The following is a 26,422-nucleotide window of genomic DNA, read 5'->3' as shown; positions in this document are numbered from 1 at the left end:
GGCCAGAAAAGCGCACACAGCGACAAACACATGCCAGTCGACACCAGACACACAAACAAACACGGACGTAACTCAGACCAAAGCACAGCGCTCCTGACAGAGAACCACATTGAGAGCGTAAGCACAGGTCTATGCCAGGCAGTGTTTCGAACTACTCCGGAGAGAAGAAGCCGACGATTGCTAATATGGGGGAATAGTCGTGAATAGTGAGCTGCACCGTATCGAGGCTGACTGCGCCAAGGTATGCAAAGTAGTGCTAGGTCAGCCCTAAAAGCTGGTTGTCTGATAGAGAGGCTGGTGATGGGTAGATTGTGGGGAGGAGCTCTGAAAACCAAGAACTACTCCCGAGCTCTGGATCATAGGTGTGATGGATGCTCCCCAAACAGAACTGACTTGGATTAGCTCAAACTGAAAGAATGTGAATTTGGGCATGTCTTCGACCCGATCTATCGCGTAACACGTCAAAAGCAGCTTTTTCGAAGGGTCATAACTTGGACAAACTGTCAGTCATGCAAGCTTTTCGCCGCATCGTTGAACGCGGCAGCTTTGCCCGCGCGGCGGAAGATCTTGGTGTTTCTCCTGCGCTTCTCAGCAGAGAAATCAAGCTTCTGGAAGAAAGTCTGGGAACCGTCCTCCTCACCAGAACGACCCGATCCATGTCACTGACTGACACCGGCAGTCTTTATTACCAAGATGCAATTGGAATTCTGGACGCGGTCGAAAAAACGGAACAGACCATTAGGGAAGGTTCAAAAGCGATGCGTGGGCACCTTCGGGTGAATGCGTCAAGTTCCTTCGGCCAAACCGTTATCGCACCGATGCTTCCAGAGTTCTTGGAAACCTATCCAGATCTGCGATTTACTCTTTCGATGGACGACAAGGTGATCGATATGGTCGAGGGCGGGTTCGATCTGTCGATACGAATCCGAGCCGCGATGCCGGACTCGGCCCTTGTTGTGCGACGGATCGGCGTGATGCGGCAAAGAATATTTGCGTCTCCAGACTATTTGGAGCGATGCGGGGCACCGACCCAGCCGGCGGATCTAAAAAACCACGCGATCATCGGCTTTTTACTTGCTGATCATTTGACGAGCTGGAAGCTCTCGGCCGCCGAAGGTGTCACAACATTAGAGCTTGATCCGCGCGTGCGCGTCGGCAACAGCCTCGTTTTGCGGGATCTGCTGATAGCGGGGCAAGGTATCGGAACTCTGCCCGAGTTCGTCTCTGATGCTCCCGAAGCCAGCGGGGCCTTGGTGCGAGTTCTTCCTGACCACGAGCTGCCCGCGCCGGAAGTTTTCGCCGTTACAGCATCTCGCTTGGGAATGGACGCAAAGGTTACAGCCTTTCTCGATCATCTGCGCCTGGCTCTCAGGTCCTGACATTATTCAATACAGGTAAAGAGTGATGTCAAAGAGCGCGCCTTAATTGGCGGCGCAACAAATTCCATTCTCTCAGGGAACAAGTCACAGCCCTGAGAGGTATCCTATGTCACGTATTCTCGTTCTCTACTATTCAAGCTATGGCCACGTCCGCACATTGGCCGATGCCGAAGCTGAAGGCGCCAGAAGTGTTCCCGGCACTGAAGTTGACGTTCGGCGTGTGCCTGAAACCGTGCCTGAAGAGGTCCGGCAGCAGGCTGGCTATGTCGTAGATGATACACCTGCCGCCTTGCCGATAGATCTGGAAAACTATGATGCAATCATCATTGGAACACCGACCCGATTTGGCATGATGGCTGGCCAAATGAAGTCCTTCCTTGACCAGGCCGGAGGGCTTTGGGCCAGGAATGCACTGGTTGGTAAGGTCGGGGCGGTCTTTGCATCAACAGGTTCGCAACACGGTGGGCATGAGGCCACCCTTCTGACAACGCAAGTCCCGCTTCAACACTTCGGGATGCTGATTGCCGGAATGCCCTATACATTTGCTGGCCAGACTACATCAGAAGAAATCATCGGCGGCGCACCATATGGTGCCGGAACGATCGCCGGTGCTGATGGTTCCCGCACGCCTGCGGAAACTGACCTGGCCGGAGCGCGGTTCCAGGGCGCTCATGTTGCAAGGATTGTAGCGTGTCTCGCTGGATCAAACCTGCAAGCGGAAGCAGCTTAATCAGCGCGCCTCTGACGTTTCACTCAAATTCTCAAACGCCTTAGCCGGGAGACATACCATGTCACGCTCAACCGATATTCTTCTCACGTCACTCGCCCCAGCGGTATGGGGAAGCACTTATCTGGTAACTACAGAAGCGCTCCCGGCTGGCTACCCGATTACCCTGGCTGCGTTACGAGCTCTGCCAGCTGGCTTGTTGTTGCTTGCAGTGACGCGCTGCGTTCCACCACGCGAATGGCTCGGTCGAACTTTCGTCTTAGGCAGCCTCAATTTCGCTCTGTTCTGGGTGCTCCTCTTCGTTGCTGCGTATAGGTTACCCGGTGGTGTGGCCGCCACCCTAGGATCGTTGCAAGCAATGATCGTGATTTTGATGGCGTGGGGATGGCTGGGAACCCCAATGCGACTTGGTGCACTCGGTGCCGCCGCGACTGGCGTGATAGGTGTGTCTCTGCTGCTGATCGGACCAGAAGCACAACTTGATTGGATCGGTATAGCAGCGGGTTTGGGGGGAGCCGCGTCGATGGCTGCTGGCACTGTTCTCAGCCGGAAATGGCAGCCTCCGGTCTCGGCGCTGAGTTTCACAGCATGGCAATTAACAGCCGGTGGTTTGATACTGCTGCCAGTCGCACTGTTCCTTGAGCCGCCTCTACCTGCGCTCAGCGCGACAAATGTCGCCGGCCTTATTTGGCTAGGGTTGATTGGCGCTGCAGCAACCTATGTTCTTTGGTTTCGTGGCATAGCGCGCCTGGAGCCCAGTGCAGTCTCGATGCTCGGCATGATGAGTCCTGTTACAGCTGTCGTGCTCGGCTGGGTATACTTGGGACAAACGCTTAGCCTCACTCAGTCTATCGGAGCAGCCATAGTTATCGGCTCTGTTGTGGTCGGCCAGAGCGTGAGTCGAAGGGACAATTCGGGTTTGAAAAAATGGAGACCAGCAACAGCTGGATCTGTCTGATGGGCGTTGACTCGCAAACAATTGGCCCAACCACACAAGCGGGCGAGGAATGGCTCAGCGTCTCGCTTAAGCCCGTTCGCTAGAGCGCTATAATGTCGAAGTCCTAGGTTTCCCAACGTATGATTAGTGTCGATCTTGACAGCGGGGTGATCCATTTCCTTGGCAAGGCCGAGGCCGAGACCAAGAAGCGCAAGGGAATGATCAAGATGCCCGCCACGCTCCACGCGGAGATGAAGACTTGGGCCCAGGAGGGGAGCCACGTAGTGTCGTTTAACGGGGCGCCGATAGATCGGATCGACAAGGCCTTTCGAGCGGCCGTCCAGCGGGCCGGTCTAAAGGATGTGACGCCGCACACCCTAAAGCACACAGCGGTTACCTGGGCGTTCATGCACGGCATGACACTGGAGGACGCCACGGCCTATTTTGCAACCTCGCGCGAAACCCTGGAAAACGTCTATCGGTCCTACAGCCCAGATGCGCTTAAGAACGCAGCGGGAATTATGGACTGGAAGATATGAAGTGCTAATTCGGCAGTTGGTGGATGCCCGTAGTGAACGAACAGAGCACATCTATCGAACGAAACGTTGCGGATATCGTTGCGGTTCATCAGCTGAAAACAACAAAGGCGCCCTTGGGCGCCTTAATTAATTGGTCGGAGTGAGAGGATTCGAACCTCCGACCCCTGCCTCCCGAAGGAACGGGCCTGACTTTAACCCATTGTAATTATTGTAATGTACTATCATTTCACTGTTCCTTTGTTCACGTTTGTACCGATCTATATCCGGAAATGATCTGGATATCAGATTGCATCCGCCGCTCCTCTCTGGTGATCAGGGTGATGATGCCCATAGTTCTTCTCAAGCGTTTCGTGGGTCATACCCAGGAAGCCGCAGGCGTCCCACTTGGGCGCCCCCTTTTGCATTAGCCAGGTCGCACAGGTGTGCCGCAGAGTGTGTGGAACGACTTTTCGGTCCCCCTCGGTCTCCAAGCCTGCCGCAACAACGGCAGTCCTAAATGCGCGTTTGACGTTCTGCAGTGACTTGCCGCGATGGGTGACTACGAATTCGTCTACCGGAAACCGCCTTCGTCGGCATAGCAGGTGCTTCTTCAGACGCGCAGGCAGCCTAGAACTCGGGCGTTCCTTTTTCGTGCGGCGCCGTCCAACGGGGTTCCAGTAGATGATGTTGCTATGAAAATCGATATCAGACCAGCGCAAGGATAGGATCGCCTCCTTTCGCTGGCCGGTCAGCAATCCGATCCTAAGAAACAGAGTCAGGTGCTCAGTCTTTGACTCGGTCGGCACGCCATCCTCCAGAGGCGTATCGAAGCTCCGCGATACCCGGATTAGCCTTAGCGCTTCATCACATGTCAGGAATCGGATACGACCCTCGGGTTTCGGAGGTAGTCGGACCGTTATTTTGCGCGTGATTAGCTGATCTTCCTCGGCACGCCGGATAGCAGTGGAGAGCAAACTGAGCTCCCTTCGCAAGGTGCCGTCCTTCAGCCCCTTGTCTCGACGGCTCTTCCGGCGTTTCTGGCAGTATTCTTTAATGAGCACATCGTTGATATCGCCCACGGCATAGCCATCAAAAAACCTGATGATTGGCTTTGCTGCATTGGCCAAACGCTCCGGGTCAGTAACGTCGTCAAATCGCTTCGCCAGATAGTGCGAAACTGCGTCAGTCACATAGAATTCGTGTGGCTCGACCGCGCGATCCGGCCTGAAGCGCCTTAGCTTCCATTCTGCGAAGTAGAGTTCAGCCTGGTCGCGATCCCCAGTGCCAGTCGAGTGCTCACGGCTGCGTCCCCCTTCGGTCCAGTAGATGTACCAATTGCCATCGGCGAGGCGTTTTCGGTCGCGTGCAAGGCGGGGCGGGGTCGGTTTGCGGGGCATGCTTTCACCGTAAATTGATCGAGGTATCGTTCCCACGCACCTTTGGGAATCTTGGGGTTTCGTCGGCCTGGGGCTGTATAAATATGATCCAGCATGTCTTCGCGGATTAGATAGCGAACGTTTGAAACGGGGATGCCCACTCGTTCAGCTAATTCCCTTGGTGTCTCGAGAATTTTTTGCAATTTCAACTCCTCAATGACTGCACACATATCGAGGCAAAATTTTCGTTTTGCGTTCAGATCGAAACAAAACTACGATAATGCTACCTAAAACGAACTAAATGCCTCTATGGGCGGTTACATTGAATAGAGATAACCATAATCGTGGTCAATGCAACCACAAAAAGGTACATCATGACTGTTCCTGACCTAGGGGTGCGCCTTGCGGCTGTCCGAACCGAGGCGCGTCTGTCACAAGAAGAAATGGCGCAACGACTTAGCATCAGTCGAAGTGCATATCAGTACTATGAACGTGGCCAACGCGACCTAACCGCCACCCTACTTCTGAAGGTTTATGAAGAATTCGATGTCGATCCGCTCTGGATGCTCGAAGGGGACACTGCTGAAGGCAAAAGCCGCCGACATTCGGAAATGGCGCATGCCTATCGTAAACTTGGAATCGCAGTTGAGCACAGAATAATTAATCGCGGCCTTGTTGTAGCACCCGAAAAGAAATGGGACGCTATAGATTTTCTTTTCAAAGAAGCTCTGAGCCCCGAAACGATTGAGGGCCTTAACCAAGTGCCCGATATAGCCAGAATTGACACCATCTTAAGGTTAGTCGCTTGATGTTAGAGAACGAAGTTTTGCGAAAAGCCGAGCAATTGAGGCCGCGCAAAGTGGGCGTGTTGGGCAAGGTAGATAGCATCCTAGAAGAGACCCAACTTGATGCACCGTACCAACCTGGAAGCTCCAACGGAGTTAGGCCGACTAGAGGTTGCCCGAATGCCACGGAATGTGAGGCCTGCGGAGGGATTGAGTATCTTTCTAGAGAGTTTTGTCGTTGCGGCCATTATTTACGTGGCCAACTAGAAGACGAGTACTTGTCATGGGTGCGTAGGCTGGAGCATGAGGTTGAGGAAATATCTACGGATTATTTGCAGAAGCAGAAGAAGTTGAAAAAAGGTTTGATGCTTACAATTCTTCTTCTCACCCCTCCGATAGCCGTTCAAGTTACCAGCCCAGATCTACTAGGGCTTTTCGCGTACCTTTGGATACTAGCCGGGCTTGTTGTTGTGTGTATTCTTGCGTTTATAGAAGCAAGACTTGCGCGCCCAACCAATGATGCTACTGAATTTCTGCAAAACTCCTCTCTCCAAGTCTATCTGGAACACAGAAATCTAATCTTGAACTCAAGTCCGGATGCTTCTGGATAGACTGGTTCCCTCAAAAGTATGATGGAAGCATGAGTTTTAGTTCTATCGATTTATTTGCAGACTGCTGCGGCCTTTCGCTCGGGCTTAGGATTTGCATTCCCTGGAACTTGTACTTCAACATTTGGTTGCAGCGCGTGTTTGCCCTGTTAGGATCATTGAAAATAAGAGATTTTTTCAGGCTATTATTCAGCGCCTCGACAGGCTCGTTGAGCCCGTTCCTGCCGTTTAGCGAGAGTCGGTCTTTCGCATATGCGGTAGGTCAAAAACCGCACATTCCGGACGTTCAAATTCCAGTGTCGGATGGCAAGGCTGCGGACAAAGCTGCCATCCATCGCCATTGATGCAATGTCCGCTTTCAGTCGAAACACTCAGCTACCCAGATTTGGCAAATCATGAGGTTCAAGTGCTGCACCGATACAAGTGGCAACTCAAAGTTATCTGGCCTCTTTGATCTTAGAAGACTTGTGTTGGAGCAGATTGCGGAATTGATCCAGCGAGCCGATGCGGAAAAGCTTTTCGAGGCAGATTTCAGTGTGAAAAGGTTGCCAAGTTAATTCCGACTGTCCACATTAGCTTGGAAACGCCCTATCGCTAGGTGGGATACTTGGGTAAGTCCGCACAACCAACGTACTCGGAAGACGTAGCTGGGGCTATTCGGGCCGTAGGGACGTCCAACTTTATGCCAGAGTTGTTGAACCTCATGCGCGGAGCAGCTTCGTTCAAGGGCGCGTTTGTCAGCCTTCTGAACCTAGGAAAAGCGCCCGAACATGTCTATGACAATGTACGTGCAGAACGCCGCTCGGTCGTTGTTGACCGATGGCTTGATCGCGCCTGGTTACTGGACCCATTTGTGGTTCGCTTCATCGGTGAACGCCACGAACCCGTGATGGTACTGAGAGACGTGGCGCCAGACAGGTTTGCCAACTCCGACTACTTTCGCATCTACTACAAGACCCTGTTTCTAAGAGATGAGATGGGGGTTTTCGTGACAATAGCCAACGGCACCTTGTTTCTTTCCCTCGGTCCCTCGGAGGGAAGAACCCGGTTCACCCGGCGGGATGTCGAAAGGCTAACGGAACTACATCCAATAATATCGGCGCTTTGCGAGCAGCACTTCCATCGCACTCCCTCATCAGGCCAGTTCGAAGATAGCGAGGTCGATTTCGATGGGGTGATCGACAAAGTTTGCAAGGGTTTGACACAGCGGGAGATCGAAGTAGTGCAATCCCTTTTGCGCGGGCACTCGACGCGGTCGATAGCGCTTTTGCTGGACGTTTCCCCTTCGACGATCAAAGTGCATCGCAAAAACATCTACCGAAAGCTGGGCATATCTTCTCAATCTGCCCTGTTTTCGATGTTCCTGCATTCAGCCAACGACTAGGCCTACCCCTTTGGGGGTACAAATCACCCCGCCCTTTGGAGGTATTCACAGGTTCGGCCTCCTGGCTCTAAGCTGATTCTGCATACCAACAAGTGCAGGTGCCTGGATCAAACCATGATCGACGTAAAAAATGTGACAAAACGTTTTGGCGAAGGCCAAGCGGCCGTAACGGCTCTGGGAGACGTGTCGCTGACCATTCCCGAAGGAAGCTTTTTCACGCTTTTGGGCCCGTCGGGTTGTGGCAAGACGACGCTTTTGCGATTGATCGCCGGGTTCGAGCTTCCAACCGAAGGCGAGATTGCACTGGATGGCGAGTCGATCGGCCATTTGGCTCCAAACAATCGCCCCGTAAATACAGTGTTCCAGAACTATGCGCTGTTTCCCCACATGAGTGTGGCCCGCAACGTTGGGTTTGGCCTTGAGATGCTGAAGAGGCCCAAGGCCGAAATCGACAGCACCATCAACGAGATGCTGGATCTGGTACAGCTCGGAGAGTTTGCAACGCGTCGTGTAGATCAGTTGTCAGGCGGGCAGCAGCAACGCGTTGCCTTGGCGCGCGCGCTGGCGCCACGCCCTAAAGTTCTTCTTTTGGATGAGCCACTGTCGGCACTGGACCTGAAGCTTCGCAAAGGGATGCAGAGCGAGTTGAAGCGGCTGCAGCATGAGACTGGCATTACCTTTGTCTTTGTCACCCATGACCAAGGTGAAGCGCTGGCGATGTCGGACCAGATCGCAGTGATGTCAGCAGGCGCGATACGCCAGGTAGGCACACCGGAAGAGATATACACAGCTCCACAAAGCAGGTTCGTCGCGGACTTTATTGGCGACACAAACATCGTAAATGCGACTTTGCTTGGCTTTGACGGGGATGCCGCAAAAATCAAATTTGGCGAGGGCACACCACTCACGGTTCATGCAGCCAGCACCTCGCTCTCACCCGGCCCCGTGCATGTGGCTCTGCGCCCTGAAACCATCCACGTGGTTGATGAAAGAGCAGAGACGGCGCTCTTGCGAGGTGAGGTCGTGGACAGCACCTACTTCGGGGCCGGGTCACAGATGCTCGTGCGGCTGGAAGATGGCGTCAGCGTTCACGTCCAGGTTTCCACCCCGCGCCCAGTCGGATCGCGGGTTGGTCTCGAATGTGACACCTCCATGCTGCACGTGCTGGAAGATTGATGGGTGCCGCTGCACATATCGCGCGCCCGGACGCCGCAACGAGATTGCGTGCGGCCCAGGAGGTACGCGCGCGCCAAAGACGCAGAACGCGGCTCTTCCTGCTGGCCCCGGCGCTCGGGATCATTGGCATCTTTGGTCTGTTCCCGCTGTCGATTGCTCTGGTCTACTCGTTTCTTGAGCCAGGAACATACGGCGGCGTTGAATGGGTGTTCTCCTACGACGCCTATGTGCAGTTCCTGTTCGAGCGAGACATTTTTGATGATACGCTGAGCTTCAACAGCGCCTATCTGCAAATCTTCGGGCGCTCCTTTGGTCTCGCCATCACGACCATGATTGGCACCCTGATCCTTGGGTTTCCCGTGGCGTACTTCATTGCGGCCCGCCCTCCGGAGCAACGCAATTTCTGGCTGTTCGCCATCACGCTGCCGTTCTGGACCAACCTCTTGATCCGTACCTACTCGATGCTTCTGATCGTACGGGACGAGGGCTTTGTGAACCTGATGCTGATGAAGCTCGGCCTGATCAGCGAACCGCTTGAGATGTTGTACACCGACGGCGCGGTACTGGCCGGGCTGGTCTACAGCTACCTGCCATTCATGATCCTCCCGATCTATGCCTCGCTCGAGAAGTTCGATTTTTCGCTGCTTGAGGCCGGACATGACCTCTATGCCACGCGTACGCAGGTGTTCCGCCACATCATCATCCCGATAACCCGCCCGGGCATCGTCGCTGGCTGCGTGCTGGTGCTGATCCCGGCGCTTGGGGCCTACATCACGCCGGAACTGTTGGGCGGAGGCAAGAAACTGATGATTGGCAACTTGATTGCCTTGCAATTCGGGTCGGGGCGCAATTGGCCCTTTGGGGCCGCTGCAGCGCTGATCCTGATGGCAGTTGTTTTGATCGCGCTCCTTGTCAGCTTGCGGGCAGGCGCTTCGAAGGAGGGTGGACATGGATAAACTGCTGTCGATCTTCCGCCCGTCGACCGGGTCTCGCGAGTTACGCAGGCAACCCCTGTTTACCGGTATGTCCTGGCTGGTTCTGTTGTTCCTCTACGCACCAATTGCCGTACTGGTCGTGTTCTCGTTCAACGACAACCGCTCTGTTGTGCGGTGGACCGAGTTCAGCTTGCGTTGGTACGCGGCAGCCTTGGAAAACGATGACATCCGACGTTCGGCGATGATCTCTATTCAGGTTGCGCTCTCGGCAACCGTGTTTTCCACCATCATTGCCACCATGGCAGCACTGGCAACAACGCGCGGCGGCGTTTACCGCGGCCGCTCTGCGGCTATCGCGCTCATTAACCAACCTCTGATGATCCCCGAGATTGTTACGGCGATTGCCACGTTGGCCTTCTTTTCGATCCTGCGCCAACTCACTGGCGTCACCGGGATCGGCTGGCTGATCCTCGCCCACACGGTTTTCTGTGTGCCCTTCGCGTACATGCCGATCCGCGCACGTTTGTCAGATATGTCAGTGACCTATGAAGCCGCAGCTGCGGATTTGTACGCAACACCTTGGCAAACATTCCGCCATGTGACGCTGCCGCTCTTGATGCCCGGAGTCATGGCCGGAGCCATGCTGGCCTTTGTCGTATCGCTAGATGACGTGATCATTACGCTTCTGGTGGCCGGCCCGGGCGAAACAACTTTGCCCATCTACATCCTTGGACAGATTCGGCGCGGCGTGACGCCAGAGGTGAACGCCGTCTCGACAATCCTGATCGGGCTGACCGTGACCATGGTCACGCTCACCTTCTTTCTGCAACGCAAACGAAAATAACAAGAAGCCCGCGTCGGTGCGGGACGCTAACCACTCAACGGAGGACTAAAATGAAATACTCACTACTCAAAGCCGCCGCTGTCTCAGCCCTCGCGCTCAGCGCAGTTTCGGCCCACGCAGAAGGTAAACTGAACATCTACAACTGGGGTAACTACACCAACCCCGAGATGATCGAAAAATTCGAAGCCCAGTATGGCGTCGAAGTCACGCTGGATGGCTATGACAGCAATGAAACCATGTTGGCCAAGGTCAAGGAAGGTAACACTGGCTATGACGTCGTTGTGCCAGGCGACTACATGATTGCTATCATGGTTGGCGAAGGCCTGCTGGCCGAGATCAATGCTTCCGAAATGGACAACTTCAAGAACATGGATCCGAACTGGGTCGATGTCTATTGGGATCCGGGCCGCAAGTATTCGGTTCCCTACCAGTGGGGCACTACCAGCTTTACAGTCGACAGCGCAGTCTACAGCGGCGACATTAACACGCTTGGTCTGATCTTTGATACGCCCGAAGAACTCAAAGGTCGCATCAACATGCTCAATGACATGAACGATGTGATCAACGCCGGCCTGCGTTACCTCGGATACCCGCGCTGCAACTCGAACCCCGATCAGATGAAAGAGCTGATGGCGCTTCTCGCCAAGGCCAAGGGCGACTGGCGCACCATGGACTATGCCGTGATCGAGAAACTGACCTCGAAAGACGTGGACCTGTCGCAAAGCTGGAACGGCGCCGCCATGCGCGCTCGGGCGGATCGCCCCTCGTTGCAATACGCCTATCCAAAAGAGGGTTTCACCGGCTGGATGGACAACGTTGCCGTTCTTGCCGACGCACCCAACGTGGAAAACGCAAAGCTCTTTGTGAACTTCATGATGGACCCGGAGAACGCGGCGATGACCTCGAACTTTGCGCGCTATGCCAACGGTATCAAAGGGTCGGAGGCCTTTATGGACCCGGAGATGCTCAGCGCGCCTGAGATCGTAATGCCCGCCGATGCGCCGGTTCCGGACTTTGTGAAACCCTGCGATCAGGATGTCGTTGACCTTTACAACAAGGTTTGGACCCGCCTGAAGCAGTAAGGCTCGAAGCCTCCTGAATGACGGCCTGTCCTTGGCCGGGCCGTCATCTTCCGAAGTTTCTTAAACCTGATTGCGACCCCTATTAGGTCGCCTTGCGGGAGCGTGGAAAATGAACAACAGCAAATCCGGCACCAGGCCCAAGACGGCGCGTGAGATCGGCATCATGCAGGGTTTCCCGCCCCCGCCTGAGAAGCGTCCTTCGCTCGAGAACTGGGACCTTGCCCCGTTCAATCGCTGGACCTTCCAGAACATGCGGAGTCTGTTTCCTACGGTAGATGTGCGTCCAGGACCGGATACCCGAGAATTGAAACAGGCCCACCGCAACCTGTTGGAAATCGAGTTTCAAACCTTTGACGACCGCCCCCTTTCCGTGGCGGCCTGGCTCACTGAAAGCTACACAGATGGATTCCTGGTGCTGAAGGGTGACCAGATATTAACCGAGATTTACGCCAACGATTTCACTCCAGACGCTACGCATTTGGGGCAATCCGTCTCCAAATCCCTGATTGGCTCTTTGGCGGGTGTGCTCCATGGAGAGGGCAAGCTCGACCTCTCGGAACCGCTTGACAACGTCGTGCCGGAACTGGCCGTGACAGGCTATGCCGGATGCACCGTGGATCAGGCGCTTGATATGCAATCAGGGGTGCGCTTCACCGAGGATTACGGCCTTCCGAACAGCGACATGACTCGCGTCGATGTGGCGTCGGGCTGGCGCCCCGTTCGCAAGGGTGAAATTAAGCCAACCATTCGGGACGTCATTCTAACATTGCCTCAAGTTAGACCCCATGGGCAGGCGTTTTCTTACCGCTCGATCGAGACGGATGTCATAGCCTGGGCTTTGGAACGCGTCAGTGGAGAAGACCTTGCTTCGCTCTTGTCGAACCGCATCTGGCAGAAAATAGGCTGCGTGCATTCCGGCTTTTTCACAGTGGACGACGCCAAGACTGCGCTGGCTGACGGTGGTTTCAACGCAACTCTGCGCGATTATGCTCGGTTTGGCCGGATGATGGCCGATGGTGGCAAAGTTGGTGATCAACAAGTGTTGCCGGAAAGCTGGGTTTCGGGAATTTGTTCGGGTGCGGACCCCTCTAAACATGGTGATCCCTATGACGTGCTGTCTCCCCAAGGGGCGTACAGAAGGTTCTGGTGGGTTCACGACCCCGGTCGGGGCGTGTTCATGGCGCGCGGGGTTTTTGGTCAACTGATCTTCATTGACCTGACTGCCGACGTCGTTATCGTCAAGCTGTCTAGCTGGCCCGACTATCTGATCCAGTCCTTTAGCCACGATGCCGTGCGCGCTTGCGAGGCCATCATTCGCGCGCTTGGTTAGTTCGAAACCCGCTCCAGACACACGAGGCTGCATGTCGCCAACACCTGATCTGATCATCCTCAACGGCTCTCTCCTGACTTTTGACGACGCCACACCAAAGGCTTCGGCATTGGCCATTCGGGGCGACACAATTGTGGCTGTTGGAGACACCGACGACATTCGCGTACTGGCTGGGGCTGGAACCAAAACCATTGATGCCGCTGGTGGCACAGTCATGCCCGGCTTTATTGACAGCCACGTGCACCTTTTTGGCGGGGCGGCCGAGTTGGGCATGCTGGACCTGCGCGAAACGATGGGTGCTGATGCTCTGACCAAAGCGTTGCGAACTTTTGCTGCGGAGCACCCGGAAGAACCTTTGCTGATGGGCGTTGCGGCCGATTACGAAATTCTTGGACCAGGCGTCAAAACCACTCGGCAAAATTTGGATCACATTCTGTCTGAGCGTCCGGTTGCGCTGATGTCAGCCGACCACCACACGGTTTGGGCGAACACAATCGCCTTGGAAAAGGCGGGCATTCTTCACGGCGCAGTCGTCCCCCCCGGTTCGGAAATCGTGATGGCTGGGGATGGCACCGCACAAGGTCAGCTGAATGAAACCGGTGCTTTTGGCCCGGTTCTGCGCCTGTCGCAACTGGGAGGACGTGATCTGCTGGGCTACGTCACAGGAGCGGATCCCGAGCCACCCGCAACGCCCAAAGAACGCGCCTTTGACAAAGAGGTCATCCTGCGTGGCCTGAACCACTGTGCATCCCACGGGATTACGGGGCTGCACAACATGGATGGCAACTTCTATCAACTTGAACTGCTCAGCGAACTTGAGGCCGACGGGCGCCTTCCGATCCGTGTTCAGGTGCCCATGCATTTGAAGAACACCGACCCTCTGGATCGGTTGGAAGAGGCCGATGAAATGCGCCGCCGCTTTGCGTCCGATATGGTTTGGTCAGGGCGGGTTAAGATGTTCATGGACGGCGTGCTGGACAGCTACACAGCATTGATGCTTGCGCCCTATCCGGGAAAACCGGAGAGCCTCGGTGATGCCGTTTTCACTGCCGAACACTTCAACGAAGCCTGTATTCGCGCTGATGCAATGGGGTTGCAACTAAGCACGCATGCGATTGGCGACGGTGCCGTTCGGCGCACGTTGGACGGTTACGAAGCAGCGCGCGACACCAACGGCGCCCGGGATTCCCGACACCGCATCGAGCATATCGAGGTGATCGACCCCGCGGATTTGCCCCGGCTGGCTGCCCTTCACGTCGTAGCCTCTCTTCAACCCCTACACTCACCCGCAGGAGGATTGTTTTCCCCTTATTCTGCCGGAGATATTCTGACAGCAGAGCAAATCCCCTTTGCTTTTGCATGGAACAATATCCGTGACAGCGGCGCGAAGATTTGTTTCTCGACGGATTGGCCAGTCGTTCCTGTCGACACAATGATGACGATCGCCGGGGCCGTTAACTGTACTGAGCTGCCGTCTCCTTGGCTGGACAATCGTCAAAGCCTTCTGGCCACGCTGTCTGCCTATACGCATGACAATGCCTGGCTGGAGTTTAACGAGGACCGAAAGGGCCGCTTGAAGCCAGGATATCTGGCGGACATCACCATTCTCGAACAGGATCTGTTTTCAATTGATGAAAACCAGTTGGCCCATGCGCGCATTGCGCTGACAATTTGTGGTGGAAAAATCTCTTTTGGAGATCTCCAAGGCTGATCCCGCCTGAGAGGCCATGTAACGATTGTGTCAAAGTTTCGATGCTCCTCCTTTTCATCGTCGGTTGTCAGCTTTGGGCACCGCAATGCCGACATTGGCGCAAGGTGCAGCGTTCCGTATTTTGGGCTCGCACCGGACTTTCTCTGCGACGGGCCCGAATTGGTCGAATGAGCCCTTAGCCGCCGCTCCTGACCATTTGATTGCCGCAGCCGCACTCGTCTGGTTTGGTCGGGAAGCTACCAGTAAAAGGGAATTGTCAGTGCAGTCTGGCACGCACCAGGTAGGCTTCAATTGTGTCACCACCGAGGGCGCGAATGGCCTCCAATCGGTGCAGACCTTCGATCAACACGAACCTCTTACTGTCGGCGCGCAATTGGATCGGGGTTGTCTGGCCGTTCTTCAAAATATCTTCCGCAAGCGTCAGAACTTTATTCTGATCAAGTGTTTTTGCACGTTTTACAGGTACGTAGATCAATTCGAGCGGGTATGGTCTTTTCTCTAGCATAAACTTCCTGTGCAACCTTTCGTGCGTTTGGCCAGGTTCGGATTCCCATTCGACAGCGGGTGCTGGTACGTACATCAAAGTACCGAAAGAACAGCGCCGCGTAGCTCCTGATGCATGATCCAAGTTGCTGGTTCATCGTCACTTTCTATATGAGAAAACGCCAGTATTTGAGCAGCGCCGTCATTCTGTTCCGATCCGGTCTCAGGAAGATCGAGATCAAGGTATTCAGCGATTAACAGCCCCACTTTTTTGAAGGCCTTGAGGGATGCCCCGCGCGATTTGTGGCCTGCTGCCTGAGAGAGCTGACCAACAGTCAGACCTTCCTTTCCTGCGATTGAAAGCGCTCTGAGCATCGTAATCTGCGCCGGTGTAAACCTGACTTGGCGTAATGCTTCTGTGTATTCTCTTTCGCTGGGAACATGGGTACCGGAGTTTCCATCCAAACGGCGTTGGCCGCTGCGTCTCCGGTCACGTTCTCCAAGAATTTCCTTTAACGCCTCGATAGCCATTGCCGGTGTTTCACCAACTGCATCGGCAATCATGGTTTGTGTTTTGGCCGGTGGCTTGGGGAATGCACGGGCAACGCTGTTACCGCTCAGAATGCCGGCTTTTATCAGGTATTTTCCAAATTCTTCTTCAATAACTCCGGATACGTCAGCATTCCGCGACTTTCGAACACTACGGTCCTGAAATTCTCGCTGCTCTATACCAAGAATAGATGTCTTTGCGCTCTGAAGACTGATTTGAGGGGTTCGATTGCGCATCAGAAAAACACCACAAATACAACCGCCGTTACAAAGACTACTGACGCGATAAAAAATTTGATGCCGTAAGTTAGGCGGCGAACCCTTTCAGCTTTGAGTCTTTTGCCCAGATTTTCGTCAATCGAGTCTAGAGTCACAGTTTGATCCTTCCTGCCCTGTCAGGGCGACGGTGAATTAAAACAGCCTATTGTCGCGGATAGTTTTCAGCACATGTATCGTTCTGACGTTTAAAGGGTTGATTGCATTCCCACCCATCACCTCTTCGATTCAAATGAGCATTTGATGGGACAATGATCGCGATGCACGTGTTTCGACTTGCGCGGAAGCCACGCTCGCATTTCCACCCAGAATAGGTGTCAGACGTAAGATATGCGTGATCAGGAATAGCTACAGGCTCGCAACGACCCTCTACTGATCTAAACCCTCTGAGGCACACCCAGCCATCTTTGCTGTTCTTATCGGTCAGGTGGCCGTTTCGGGGGACATCTATTGCAACACAATCCAGACCCTCTTTGCGGAATCCCCAGTTGCAATGTGTTTCCAGCACGCCAAATCGGGTTTCAACGAACCCGTTTTCCGGCGCATTCACTTCTTCACATTCCTCTCCGACACGCCGGAACAACCGATTGCACTTCCAGCGGTCCCCCGTAGAAACGAGGTGGGCATTTTTTGGAACTTTTATTTCCTCACAAATGTCCCCGATATCCCGGAAACCATGGTTGCACTTCCAGCCTTGTCCATAGGAGCTGCCTGTCGAATATGCGTTTTCAGGTGTGTTTTCTTTTAGGCACGATCCGCCCCTGCTTTCGTAATCTTTGTCACAAACCGATCCGCCTGCATTTCCTGCCAATTGAGAGGTTGCTGGCGCGACCTGAGCTGAAAGCTGTGTTCCTGAAATCAACACGAAAAATGTCAGGATCAAACACGAAACATCGCGCGTACGTTTGATTGAAGTCAGGTTTAAGCGGTGTCTGGGGTCGGGCCTACCGGGCATCAGACACGCAGTTTATGAACCACATATTGTTCATGTATCGCCTTCTTTCATGTGTCGTTCGTCGCCTGAAAAAATCTCGAGACAATTGCGAACGTTTGCGAGTGACGAGTTCGTTTCGAACACCCCAGCGGAACCCGTTCCTAAGCTGAGGCACATGCTACAGTTTTTATGAAGGCCATTGGATCGTCGAAGTCGGCAGCACTGCGACGACGAGTGAATTTCACCAATGCACTCTTGTGGTTCTTACCCAGCATAGAGTCAAGTAGGTTCCCTTTGTCACAAAGCCCGCTGATGCACAAAAGCGGACGCAGATTGATGCCTAAACTGCAGGTGCGGCGAACGGCAACTCTGTGGCCATCACGTAAACCATCGCATAGAGCCGCTTACCTGACCTTGATCGCTATTTGAGGTTTTGCTCGTGCAGAAGGTTATAAACCGCGCAAACCGGACATTCCCAGGCGCTTCACAGATGGCGGGGCTGCGGACATAATTTCCGTTCGCTGCAGAGCCGAACTCCAGCAGTCGCTGAACATCACCTTTGCAGAAAATTGATTATTCAACGCCAAATCAACCTGAGCAATTCACGAATACTTCCAAGGCAGGGCATTGTATTAGACTTGGCTAAAAACGCACCATCGACTTGATGGTACTGTGTTTGCTGGAAGATGGATAAAAAAGGTCACGAATGGTAGTGTTCCCCATAGGGAGTCGCAAATGGAACGCAGGCTGGCGGCCATTCTCGCTGCTGATGTTGTCGGCTATAGCGGTCTGGTAAGCCAAAATGAAACGGCTACACTCCACGCGTTGAAAGACACGCTGGAAGCCCTCAGATCGCGTTTAGAGAAACACAACGGCCGGATCGTAAAAACTATGGGAGACGGGTTTCTCGCGGAATTCCAATCAGTTGTGAACTCGGTATCTTGTGCTGATGAATTGCAAAAATATTGCGCTGACAGAAATCGCGAGACACAAAATGAACCAAATCTGGTTTTCCGCATGGGTATCCACATGGGCGATGTGGTTTTCGATGGAGAAGACATTCTTGGCGATGGGGTGAATACTGCGGCACGGCTTGAAAAGTTGGCTGGCCCGGGATGCGTCGCAATTTCAGGCCGGGTGCGAGACGAAATTTCAGGCCGTCTCGATCTCACTTTTAGGGACCTTGGGAAACAACAACTCAAGAACCTCCCGCGACCTGTGCGCGTGTACGAACTTGCCAGTGATCTTGATTACGTCGATCTGCCTAGAAATGCTCCTCAAACCAATAAAAACTCGATCGCCGTTCTTCCTTTTGACAACATGTCGGATGATCCGGATCAGATTTATTTTTCAGACGGCATCTCTGAGGACATAATAACGGATTTATCGAAGATAAGGGAGTTATTCGTCATTGCTAGAAATTCGAGCTTTTCTTACAAAGGAAGGTCCGTGGACGTCCGACAGATCGCCCGAGAACTCGACGTGCAATTCATTGTAGAAGGCAGTGTTAGAAAGGCAGGCAACCGGGCAAGGGTCACTGCGCAGTTGATCGATGCTCAGTCCGGCGGCCATGTCTGGGCCGAGCGATACGACCGCGAGTTAACTGATATCTTTGCCGTCCAAGACGAAATCACCGAAAAAATTGTCAAAGCTCTTCAACTGGCATTGGCCGAAGATGCAATGGGAAGGTCGAACGGATCGCGCACATCCAACCTGCAGGCCTATGACCTTTACCTACAGGGACGACTAGCCTTCCATTCCCACGTACGGCGTAAGTTCGTTGAAGCGCGCAGCTTGTTTGAAAGAGCGATTGAGTGCGATCCCCAATTTGCTCAAGCTTATTGCGGTTTGGCCGATTGCAATTTGATGATCTATTGCCAATACGACGGAGAAGAGGAACACCTGATCTCTGCAACGGTCGCTGCTGATCGGGCGCTAGAACTCGCCCCAAATTTGGCCGAGGCCTATGCTTCCAAAGGTTTGGCTCTAGCTCAGTCGAAAGATCAAAATGGGGCAAACACAGCTTTCCGCAAGGCTTCGGAGCTCGATTCCAACCTTTATCAAGCCCAATACTACTGGGCTCGCCACTGTTGGGAAAATTCGGACTTCGAGAAAGCGGCTCGGCATTTTGAACAGGCTTGGAAGATTTCTCCCAGAGACCCACAGGCTCCATTCTTACTGATGGCAGTTTACGGAAAGTTGGGACGCGAAGAAGATGTTCTAAAGGCGGCCCGGGCAACTTTGGAAACCGCAAGGTGTAAACTGGAGGTAGAACCCGGCAATAGTAGAGCCTGTTTCCAGTGCGCTCATGCCTTGGCACACATTGGGCGGTCTAACGATGCTGAAGAGATGATACGTAGAGCCATCGACTTGGACCCAGGGGACCGGATTGTAGTCTACAACGCGGCATGTATGTTTGCGACAATAGGCAGAGTCGATCAAGCCCTTGATACGCTTGAAAATATGCCGGGCCATCAATTGCAGATGCTCGATTGGATACGCAATGATGGGGATCTTGATAACCTACGTGATCATCCACGGTTTCAAAAATTTATGGCGGCGCTCGAGGCACAAGAAGATACTAAGGGGCAAAACAGCAGCGTTCATTAAGCGCCTTAGCTCCACTCTAGTTCTTCAATATCCGAAAGTACTCCTCCGCTTGGGTAAATTGGTGCGGTTCTTATAAGGGCAGCTAGCGTGGAAGGATTAGTTTCCTAAATGAACTCGCTCATGCAGTTTGGTAATTGTCGGCTCTGGGCTCGAAGTGGTCGTTCTCTGCGGCTTGCACCAACTGGCGGTCAGAGCCCTCACCGGCCTTTCCCGATCTGTGAGGCCGCTGCATTCGCATTAGTCAGGTTTGGTTGCATTGCTGACTTTCGCGGCATGCTTGGCAAACTCGCAGGACGCGGACAAAGCAGCTATTTGGTGCAGCCTATCGGATGTCCACTTTCAGCGCTTCACGATCAATTAAATAGGGAAGCCGCGCTTGGGCAACTGATACTTTGTCTAGTTGCAACGTACCGTAGATTATCTGGGCCTGTGTATTTGCGCGCGCCAGTTCCCGGCCGTCGGGGGTTGCGATAAAGCTTTGACCCAGAAAGGTCATGCCAGTTTCGCTGCCAGCGCTGTTCGCATACGCAAGAAAGACTCCGTTTTCATAAGCGCGCGTCGGGATCATGCGTTGTGCTACCCATTCCCACTGAGCGCCAAGGGCGGTAGGCACCAGGACAAGCTCAGCCCCCATTGAGGCCACATGCCGCGCGGTTTCCGGGAATTCGGCGTCATAGCAAATCAGTGTTGCTATTCGCACACCGCGATAAGTGAAAAGCGCGCACCCTCTACCGGGTGTGAAATGATCCCCTTCGAACCCCGGCGGAATTGCTAGTTTGCGGTGACCGCCCAAACGCGCGCCGTCCGGCCCGATGCATTGCGCCGCATTGAAGATCACCTCTCCTTCAATTTCGGGGAACCCATAGTGGATTGCGACGCCGTGGGTTTTGGCAAGTGCTGCAACAGCTTGGGCAATGGAACCGTCAGCAGGTTCGGCGCGCGTGACTACTTGCTCACCGATGTTGTAGCCACTGGCAAATAGCTCGGGCAGGACCAAAAGGTCGGCATCTTCGGCAGCGACCGCAGGCATCACGCCCGACAACCAATCCAGACGATCCTTCACCGTAGCCAATTCTGCTGGCGATTGCCCGACAGCAAGTCGAAACGAGCGGCTCATCTTTAGTTGTCCGTTACCAGTAATGTTCGGGAATATTCGGTAATGTAGTCAAACCCTGACTCGGTCACCACAATAGAATCGCCGATGCGCCCTGCGGTCACCCCGTCAATTGAAATACCCCCATCAACCGCAAAGGTCATGCCAGGCTTCAGGATGGTGGTGTCGCCGGTTTTCAACTCTGGCGCCTCAAGATAGGCCACGCCAATCGACCGCCCGGTTCGATAGCCGGTTTCATACCCACGTTCGGCATAAACCTCGTTTGCTGCAGCGGCCACGTCCTGTGCTTCGACACCAGGTCGGATGGCGGCGATTGCTGCCTGTTGGGCATCAATGGCGGCTTGTTGCACGCGGGCGGCATCGTCGCGCACTTCGCCAATATGGAACATCCGGTCAAAGCCTAGTTTGTATTGCTTGAATTGCGCCATGTTGCAAAAGCAGAAATAAACCGGATCAGCGCGCTGATACTGGCGGACCGAGGCACGGCGGTGCACCATGGATGTGTCTTTGCCGCTTTGCAGAATTTGCAGGTTGTGAATCATTGGCGATACGAACCTGTCCCAGCCCTTGTCCGTCAGAAATGTCGCCGCTTTGCGCGACCCGGCCTCGATCACAGCAAGTGCGCTTTCATATTCCTGTGCCCCCTCTTGCAGGCTGGAATGCGCGGCTTTCATCATTGCGCCTGCAATTTGGCCTGCCTCTTTCATCACTTGAATTTCAAACGGCGTTTTGATCATCCGCATAGCGCCCAGGACCGGCGAGATGTCCTTGACCGACACACCGGGATAGGTTTCATCCAGGTGGTTGCGCACAATTGCCGGAATGCTGCTTCGCTCCACCCAGATCTCTCCGGGCTTGTCGCCCAAGGCACCCGCAAGGGCTCGTCCCCAAGTGCGCTGCCCCATGTCTTCCCATGTGCGTACATCTTCGACCCAGGTCATCGCAGCGACCAATTCGCTTTCCATCAGAGGCGTGATCACGATGGGCGCCTCATCGGCATTTACGACCAACATGGTTGGGCGGCCAAATTCGATGCCCAAGTAACCCCAGAATCCTGAGAGATAAGCGATTGAGCTTTCATCTGTAAAAACCGCGCGCTGGATACCCAGGTCCTTCATCCGGGCCTGAAGGGTGAATGTTCGGGTTTTGGCTTCTTCGAGCATGTGTATTTCCTCGATTGGGGGCTGGATAGGCATCTCAAACGCTTAAGCTGTACACAGGTACTGAGTCAAATCTCATTTTTTACCGAATATTGTCACGAAATTGACCTTGATGTATGCACCTTAAGTAAAGGAGATCTATATGCCCCTCCCTCAGAAAGCCACCGCATCAGAAATCAAAAGTTCGGCCGAAGCGATCCAAACCAAAATTTTGCAGCGGATTTGTTTCCTGGATTACCCCCCAGGCGAACAGCTGAAAGAGGCGGAATTGGCTGCTGAATTTGGCGTCAGTAGAACTCCGATACGCGATGTGATCAGCCGGATCAGTCATCTGGGCCTGGTGGAAACCCGGAATGGCGTGGGCACGGTCGTCGTCGCACTGTCGGCCGCGCAAATCCGTCATGTCTACGACATGCGGCTGGAGCTTGCGCCGCTGATCGGCACCATGTCCCCCCGCAGCATCACCAAGTCAGATTGCGAGATCGGGCAGGAATTGCTGCAGGAGGCGAAAGCGTTGTGCAAAGCTTTCGATTCCAGGAAATACATTGAGATCAATCATCGCCTGCATGAGCTGATCACGGGCCTGATCGGCAATGATACGTTAAGGTCATTTTGGTGGCAGACTTATTGTCAGGCAGCCAGCACGTGGTACCTGGTCAGCAACCAAAGAGACTCGGAAATGGCACTGGCTCTGGTCGCGGAACTTAATGAGATCAACACTGCGCTTGACTTAGGCGATGTCACTGCCATCGGCTTTATCCAGCGAACCCATATCGGATACGGTTATCAACGGATCAAAACTCACCTACTGGCGACCGAAACTGAGTGAAGAGCCCCAGCAGCATGACCTATGTCATGATCCATCGATCAAAAGACGGCTATGTCGCTTTCAGCGCATGGCTGCCGCTCGTGGTGCTCGGTGCTGCAAACGCGGCGAACGGCAGCTCAGTGGCCTTCCTGCCAAGTAGCCTGTGGCACGGCGATCGAGGGTCATCGGTCTGGATGCACGTTCTTAACGGGATTGGGCGGCAGTTTTATTGGGATTCAGGCGTCAATTCACTGAGAATACGCAGTTGAGCGCTAGGCTAGAACAACTTGGCCTATTTTGATCATTTTCGCATCGACCCCAAGTTCTGGTATCAAGTAGCCGTTTTTGGTCCTGAACACATTCCGCAAATACTGATTTCCGTCAGTGTCCATAAACAGACACCGTAAGTTGTAGCAATCGCCCCAAACCCCTGCAATTGCAACTAGTGGAATGCCTATCGGTAGCGAGTCGACTCTTTCAAATTCTCTGTAGTCAATCCCGCAGGCGCAGGATTGGCGGAAGCTCATGGTGAAGCGTTCGTGATGAGTGGGCATCGTCATTCCTTCAGATCAAAGATGGAAGCCGTAGTCTTGGTCTCGTTCAAGCAGCCCATGATTCAGCTCTCTTGCAGCAGAGTTTCGGCGGCTCTCGCTAGCTTCAAACTGGTCTGCAAGTTCTCTTCCAGCGTGGTGTAGTTCTGTTCTTCGGTCAGCAAGTCGGCCAATGTAGCTACGGACTTGAGATGTGATTTCATCAGCAGCTCGATGCACTGCGTTAAGCCATTTAGCCTGGCCTCGATCCCGGTCGTCGAGCGTTCTTCCAAATTGCGCAATTCCGAGGCGGAGGTCTCGCAAGCCGTCACCAACTGCTCGACGCACGCGAGCAAATCTCGCTCCAAGGCTGTCAGGGGTTGGTCCATCTAGTTTGGCTCCACTATGATGCAAGAAACCAATCGGCTCGCCACCGAACAGGTGCGCATGCTTGATGTTTCTGGCGGCAGGATCAAATAAGTCGCTCCCTCGTGAAGTACCGCCTGGATGCCCAACCTCTCTAGCTGCGTCGAGGCGGCTATCGTTGAGAGTTTCCAGCTCCACAGAAAAGTCAGTCCTAAGGTTGCTGCGATCAACACCATACAGGCCGTTATCACCGCCCAAGGTGAGATCTGAATCAGGAATTTGATCTTGTCGATGTGACTCTGCCAGGTCGTCCCGCTCCAATCCAGAAACATGCGGGTATCTGCTTCGATTGTATTCCGCACGTGTGTCACACACTCCTGAATATCGTTCCTGAAGTTCTGCAATTGAGATTCCATCAAGGCGGCGTGTTCCTTGCGGATCTCGTCCAGGTCCGCGTTCAATTTCTCGCTCAGCCGGGTCGGCTTGCCAGTCGTCATGGAAAATCTCTCCTTTCAATCGCCAGCGTTCGCCTGTGTCGGGGTCTTTGGCCGTGATGTAATTTTTGCTTACGCGGGGGATATCGAAACCTGCGTCGGTCAGGGCATCGACCATGCTTGCGCGGTCGGTGATGGTGCCGATGCTGATCTGGTCTAAGATCCATTCGTGGAGTTCTTCGCGGCCCTGTGCCCTAGTTGGGGCCTCAACGGTGGCTTGAACCTCCTGTGCGCGTTCCAGATCCATCGGATCGGCCCAGTCGTGCGTCTTGTTCATTAAGTCGCGCAGACTGTCATAGGCTGTCCGATAGCCAGGTGGCGCGATGTTGAGGCTTTTACCGGTTGTCAGCTCCAAACGCGGTGTACAGAAATGCAGCTCAACTCGGTCTTCGTGGCTGTGCCGGACCCAGAGCAAGTCGAATTGCTCACTGTCCATACCAGCGAATGCCAGTGCCTCGAAGGCGTTCATGACTTCGACCTGCTGGGCTTCGGTGGGTGCGTCCTCGCTGGCAAAGCTGATGACGCCCGCGCGGTAGGTCCACTGATTGCGACTGGCGTCGATCAGGGCCTCGGTGCGGGTGGAATCGCCGCGCAGCACTTCAGGCAAAGGATCGCGTATGACCGTCATGGGCTGGCCATCAGCATCGCGGATTAGATCGCGATTGGAGTCATAGGCCAAGACCTTACGCGTGACGAGATAGCCAACTGGACCAGCACCCGCGCCTTTGCCATTGGGAAAGAACTTGATCAGCATTGTCGTGCCTCATCAAGGATCTTGGTAAGCTGGCGTTCAATCACAACCAGTTGTCGGGCGACGGCCAGCGTATCCATGTCAACCCGACCAATCAGAAGCGCCCGATTCACAACCCGCGCAACCTGGTTGAGGTTACCGCCAATGCGCCCTAGTGCCAGGACCAGAGCGGGGTCGACGCGAGGCGCAGGCTTGCGACGACGTGCTTCCGTCAGACCCAAGGCTTCGCGCAAGAGGGTCGCGGCAGACACTCCGGCAGCTTCGGCTTTGGCGCGAAGCTCAGCCTTCTCAGCAACGCTACATCGAAAGACGAAGGTCTCGGTGAGCGGCGCTTTGGCGGGCGGCGTGCCTCCGCCGGTGGGGTTCGAAGGGGAGGCTTGCCACCCCTCGCAAGGTCCCGTGTCAGCAGCGCCAGCGTATGACATGGGTCGCCTTGCTCTTTGCTCAGACCGCATGGCACAGTTCCTGCTTCGATGGTGCAAACAGGGTCCAGCCTTCGGTGATGAGCCAGCTGCGCAACACGGGCCACTCGTTCTTGTTCGTTGGAGGGAACCTGCCGGGGAGCCAGTAGCCGCGCTCGTTGTTTTCGATGGCTTCAGGAAGTACCCGGTCGATCCAAGCACCAAACATTCGTTCGGTGAACTGCTCCCATTGGCGGCAGCCGAAAGATTGGCGCGAGACGAATTCGGGTTGCGCACTGCCCACGCGCGCCGAGTCGGATGGCCCACCATTCGGCAGATCCGGCTCAAGCGCGAGGTTTTGTTCTATGGATTGTTCTTTCTTTATATAGGAAAGATCACCCATGCGCCCTTTGTCTCTCACGGGCGAACCCTTTCGCCCTTCTGAAAGGCTCATCGGTGCATCCTTTTTCCTCCGGCGAAACGGGATGATTTTTGTTGGGGAGCGAAGGTCGTATTCTGTGTGATTGCCTGCGCCACGCCCTTCAGTTCGAAACAGCCAACCGAACTCGACAAGCTGTTTGAGGCAGCGTTTGATGGTTGCTAGCGACATTCCGACCAGGAACTCATCAAGCGTTTTTAGTGAGGGATTGAGTTGGCCGGTCCTGTCGTTGGCGAACTGTACCGAAAGCGCTGAGGCAACTACCTTAGTTGACGAGTTGAGGTCAGCGCATTGCAGAACGGCCTTGAGCCATTCAAAGCGATTGAGCCTAGACATATGCGCCTCCCGCGATTGCGGACCGGCTGCGAATTTGGTATTCTGTTCGTGCAGATAAATTTGCATTACCGTTGAGGTGGGTGGCCGCCCCCTCAGCGGTTTTTCTTTCACTTTTCTTCGGAAACCAGACCCTGAAAACAGAATAATCCGGACAAAATCCGGGTATGCTGCGGCGGCGGCGCAGTTCATTCGTATTTAACTGATTGATTTTATTGGTCGGAGTGAGAGGATTCGAACCTCCGACCCCTGCCTCCCGAAGACAGTGCTCTACCAGGCTGAGCTACACTCCGACCGTGGCGGGTGATCTATACCCGGGGATTTGGATGTGCAAGGGGGATTCTAAAAACGAAGGCGGGAATTATCGCACCGCAGAATCTGA

24 protein-coding genes and 1 tRNA gene are annotated in these 26,422 nt (G+C 54.2%); 16 read left to right on the top strand and 9 right to left on the bottom strand.

Annotated features, from left to right (window positions below; translation table 11 throughout):
* Positions 1 to 491: 491 nt before the first annotated feature.
* The 4 genes from RUE5091_RS09035 to RUE5091_RS09020 all read left to right on the top strand — a co-directional run bounded on the left by RUE5091_RS09035 (position 492) and on the right by RUE5091_RS09020 (position 3,582).
* Positions 492 to 1,379: a LysR family transcriptional regulator gene (locus RUE5091_RS09035; RefSeq protein WP_058281582.1), complete on the top strand. Its 888-nt coding sequence runs from the start codon at positions 492 to 494 to the stop codon at positions 1,377 to 1,379.
* A 106-nt stretch (positions 1,380 to 1,485) separates the two neighbouring features.
* On the top strand, positions 1,486 to 2,109 hold the full coding sequence (gene wrbA / locus RUE5091_RS09030) for an NAD(P)H:quinone oxidoreductase (RefSeq protein ID WP_058281581.1): 624 nt from the start codon (positions 1,486 to 1,488) through the stop codon (positions 2,107 to 2,109).
* Between the two features lie 58 nt (positions 2,110 to 2,167).
* A complete protein-coding gene (locus RUE5091_RS09025; RefSeq protein WP_058281580.1) occupies positions 2,168 to 3,064 on the top strand; it encodes an EamA family transporter in 897 nt (298 codons plus the stop codon).
* A 119-nt stretch (positions 3,065 to 3,183) separates the two neighbouring features.
* Complete coding sequence (locus tag RUE5091_RS09020; RefSeq protein WP_058281579.1) at positions 3,184 to 3,582, top strand: site-specific integrase; 399 nt, start codon at positions 3,184 to 3,186, stop codon at positions 3,580 to 3,582.
* 281 nt (positions 3,583 to 3,863) lie between these two features.
* Here the strand turns inward: RUE5091_RS09020 and RUE5091_RS09015 are convergent, their stop codons facing one another.
* Entirely contained in the window at positions 3,864 to 4,958 is a 1,095-nt protein-coding gene (locus tag RUE5091_RS09015) for a tyrosine-type recombinase/integrase (RefSeq protein ID WP_058281578.1), read from the bottom strand.
* 353 nt (positions 4,959 to 5,311) lie between these two features.
* On the opposite strand from RUE5091_RS09015, the gene RUE5091_RS09010 reads away from it, so the two are divergent.
* The 9 genes from RUE5091_RS09010 to RUE5091_RS08970 all read left to right on the top strand — a co-directional run bounded on the left by RUE5091_RS09010 (position 5,312) and on the right by RUE5091_RS08970 (position 14,792).
* Positions 5,312 to 5,746, top strand: coding sequence for a helix-turn-helix domain-containing protein (locus tag RUE5091_RS09010; RefSeq protein WP_131726293.1), 435 nt, complete (start codon positions 5,312 to 5,314; stop codon positions 5,744 to 5,746).
* 616 nt (positions 5,747 to 6,362) lie between these two features.
* Entirely contained in the window at positions 6,363 to 6,674 is a 312-nt protein-coding gene (locus RUE5091_RS23075) for a hypothetical protein (protein WP_131726292.1), read from the top strand.
* Between the two features lie 263 nt (positions 6,675 to 6,937).
* The gene (locus RUE5091_RS09000; RefSeq protein ID WP_131726291.1) at positions 6,938 to 7,714 is read left to right on the top strand and encodes a helix-turn-helix transcriptional regulator; all 777 of its coding nucleotides are present in this window, start codon (positions 6,938 to 6,940) and stop codon (positions 7,712 to 7,714) included.
* Between the two features lie 114 nt (positions 7,715 to 7,828).
* Entirely contained in the window at positions 7,829 to 8,890 is a 1,062-nt protein-coding gene (locus RUE5091_RS08995; protein ID WP_058281574.1) for an ABC transporter ATP-binding protein, read from the top strand.
* The gene (locus RUE5091_RS08990; protein ID WP_058281573.1) at positions 8,890 to 9,846 is read left to right on the top strand and encodes an ABC transporter permease; all 957 of its coding nucleotides are present in this window, start codon (positions 8,890 to 8,892) and stop codon (positions 9,844 to 9,846) included. Before RUE5091_RS08995 ends, RUE5091_RS08990 begins: the two co-directional genes overlap by 1 nt.
* Positions 9,839 to 10,669 (top strand): ABC transporter permease, encoded by an 831-nt coding sequence (locus tag RUE5091_RS08985; RefSeq protein ID WP_058281572.1) that lies wholly within the window; start codon positions 9,839 to 9,841, stop codon positions 10,667 to 10,669. Before RUE5091_RS08990 ends, RUE5091_RS08985 begins: the two co-directional genes overlap by 8 nt.
* A gap of 50 nt (positions 10,670 to 10,719) precedes the next feature.
* Positions 10,720 to 11,751, top strand: coding sequence for an ABC transporter substrate-binding protein (locus RUE5091_RS08980; protein ID WP_058281571.1), 1,032 nt, complete (start codon positions 10,720 to 10,722; stop codon positions 11,749 to 11,751).
* Positions 11,752 to 11,860: 109 nt separating this feature from the next.
* Positions 11,861 to 13,081 (top strand): serine hydrolase domain-containing protein, encoded by a 1,221-nt coding sequence (locus RUE5091_RS08975; protein WP_058281570.1) that lies wholly within the window; start codon positions 11,861 to 11,863, stop codon positions 13,079 to 13,081.
* A 31-nt stretch (positions 13,082 to 13,112) separates the two neighbouring features.
* Positions 13,113 to 14,792 (top strand): amidohydrolase, encoded by a 1,680-nt coding sequence (locus RUE5091_RS08970; protein ID WP_058281569.1) that lies wholly within the window; start codon positions 13,113 to 13,115, stop codon positions 14,790 to 14,792.
* A gap of 256 nt (positions 14,793 to 15,048) precedes the next feature.
* Here the strand turns inward: RUE5091_RS08970 and RUE5091_RS08965 are convergent, their stop codons facing one another.
* Together RUE5091_RS08965 and RUE5091_RS08960 are read right to left on the bottom strand one after the other, a co-directional pair.
* Positions 15,049 to 15,372 carry a ParB N-terminal domain-containing protein gene (locus tag RUE5091_RS08965; protein WP_243470745.1) on the bottom strand — a complete coding sequence of 108 codons (324 nt, stop codon included), beginning with the start codon at positions 15,370 to 15,372 and terminating at the stop codon, positions 15,049 to 15,051.
* The gene (locus tag RUE5091_RS08960; protein ID WP_058281568.1) at positions 15,372 to 16,061 is read right to left on the bottom strand and encodes a hypothetical protein; all 690 of its coding nucleotides are present in this window, start codon (positions 16,059 to 16,061) and stop codon (positions 15,372 to 15,374) included. Before RUE5091_RS08960 ends, RUE5091_RS08965 begins: the two co-directional genes overlap by 1 nt.
* 1,708 nt (positions 16,062 to 17,769) lie before the next feature.
* Between RUE5091_RS08960 and RUE5091_RS08955 the strand changes: the two genes are divergently transcribed.
* Entirely contained in the window at positions 17,770 to 19,644 is a 1,875-nt protein-coding gene (locus RUE5091_RS08955; protein WP_058281567.1) for a TPR end-of-group domain-containing protein, read from the top strand.
* Positions 19,645 to 19,966: 322 nt separating this feature from the next.
* Here the strand turns inward: RUE5091_RS08955 and RUE5091_RS08950 are convergent, their stop codons facing one another.
* Both RUE5091_RS08950 and RUE5091_RS08945 read right to left on the bottom strand, forming a co-directional pair.
* The gene (locus RUE5091_RS08950) at positions 19,967 to 20,761 is read right to left on the bottom strand and encodes a carbon-nitrogen hydrolase family protein (RefSeq protein ID WP_058281566.1); all 795 of its coding nucleotides are present in this window, start codon (positions 20,759 to 20,761) and stop codon (positions 19,967 to 19,969) included.
* A 2-nt stretch (positions 20,762 to 20,763) separates the two neighbouring features.
* Entirely contained in the window at positions 20,764 to 21,921 is a 1,158-nt protein-coding gene (locus RUE5091_RS08945) for a M24 family metallopeptidase (protein ID WP_058281765.1), read from the bottom strand.
* A gap of 139 nt (positions 21,922 to 22,060) precedes the next feature.
* On the opposite strand from RUE5091_RS08945, the gene RUE5091_RS08940 reads away from it, so the two are divergent.
* Together RUE5091_RS08940 and RUE5091_RS23070 are read left to right on the top strand one after the other, a co-directional pair.
* Positions 22,061 to 22,747 (top strand): GntR family transcriptional regulator, encoded by a 687-nt coding sequence (locus tag RUE5091_RS08940; protein WP_058281565.1) that lies wholly within the window; start codon positions 22,061 to 22,063, stop codon positions 22,745 to 22,747.
* Positions 22,748 to 22,761: 14 nt separating this feature from the next.
* Positions 22,762 to 22,995 carry a hypothetical protein gene (locus tag RUE5091_RS23070; protein ID WP_131726290.1) on the top strand — a complete coding sequence of 78 codons (234 nt, stop codon included), beginning with the start codon at positions 22,762 to 22,764 and terminating at the stop codon, positions 22,993 to 22,995.
* Between the two features lie 300 nt (positions 22,996 to 23,295).
* Here the strand turns inward: RUE5091_RS23070 and RUE5091_RS22605 are convergent, their stop codons facing one another.
* The 4 genes from RUE5091_RS22605 to RUE5091_RS08905 form a co-directional block, all read right to left on the bottom strand.
* The gene (locus RUE5091_RS22605) at positions 23,296 to 24,870 is read right to left on the bottom strand and encodes a relaxase family protein (RefSeq protein ID WP_082643592.1); all 1,575 of its coding nucleotides are present in this window, start codon (positions 24,868 to 24,870) and stop codon (positions 23,296 to 23,298) included.
* A complete protein-coding gene (locus tag RUE5091_RS22600) occupies positions 24,864 to 25,292 on the bottom strand; it encodes a plasmid mobilization protein (RefSeq protein ID WP_082643591.1) in 429 nt (142 codons plus the stop codon). Before RUE5091_RS22600 ends, RUE5091_RS22605 begins: the two co-directional genes overlap by 7 nt.
* A gap of 19 nt (positions 25,293 to 25,311) precedes the next feature.
* Positions 25,312 to 26,232 carry a helix-turn-helix domain-containing protein gene (locus tag RUE5091_RS08910; protein ID WP_058281560.1) on the bottom strand — a complete coding sequence of 307 codons (921 nt, stop codon included), beginning with the start codon at positions 26,230 to 26,232 and terminating at the stop codon, positions 25,312 to 25,314.
* Between the two features lie 24 nt (positions 26,233 to 26,256).
* Positions 26,257 to 26,333 (bottom strand) — tRNA-Pro (locus RUE5091_RS08905).
* Positions 26,334 to 26,422 lie beyond the last annotated feature (89 nt).

Origin of the sequence: Ruegeria denitrificans (assembly GCF_001458295.1) — a bacterium.
GTDB lineage: Bacteria > Pseudomonadota > Alphaproteobacteria > Rhodobacterales > Rhodobacteraceae > Ruegeria > Ruegeria denitrificans.
The sequence above is the reverse complement of the archived record's forward strand: the minus strand, read 5'-3'. Positions and strand labels throughout refer to the sequence as shown.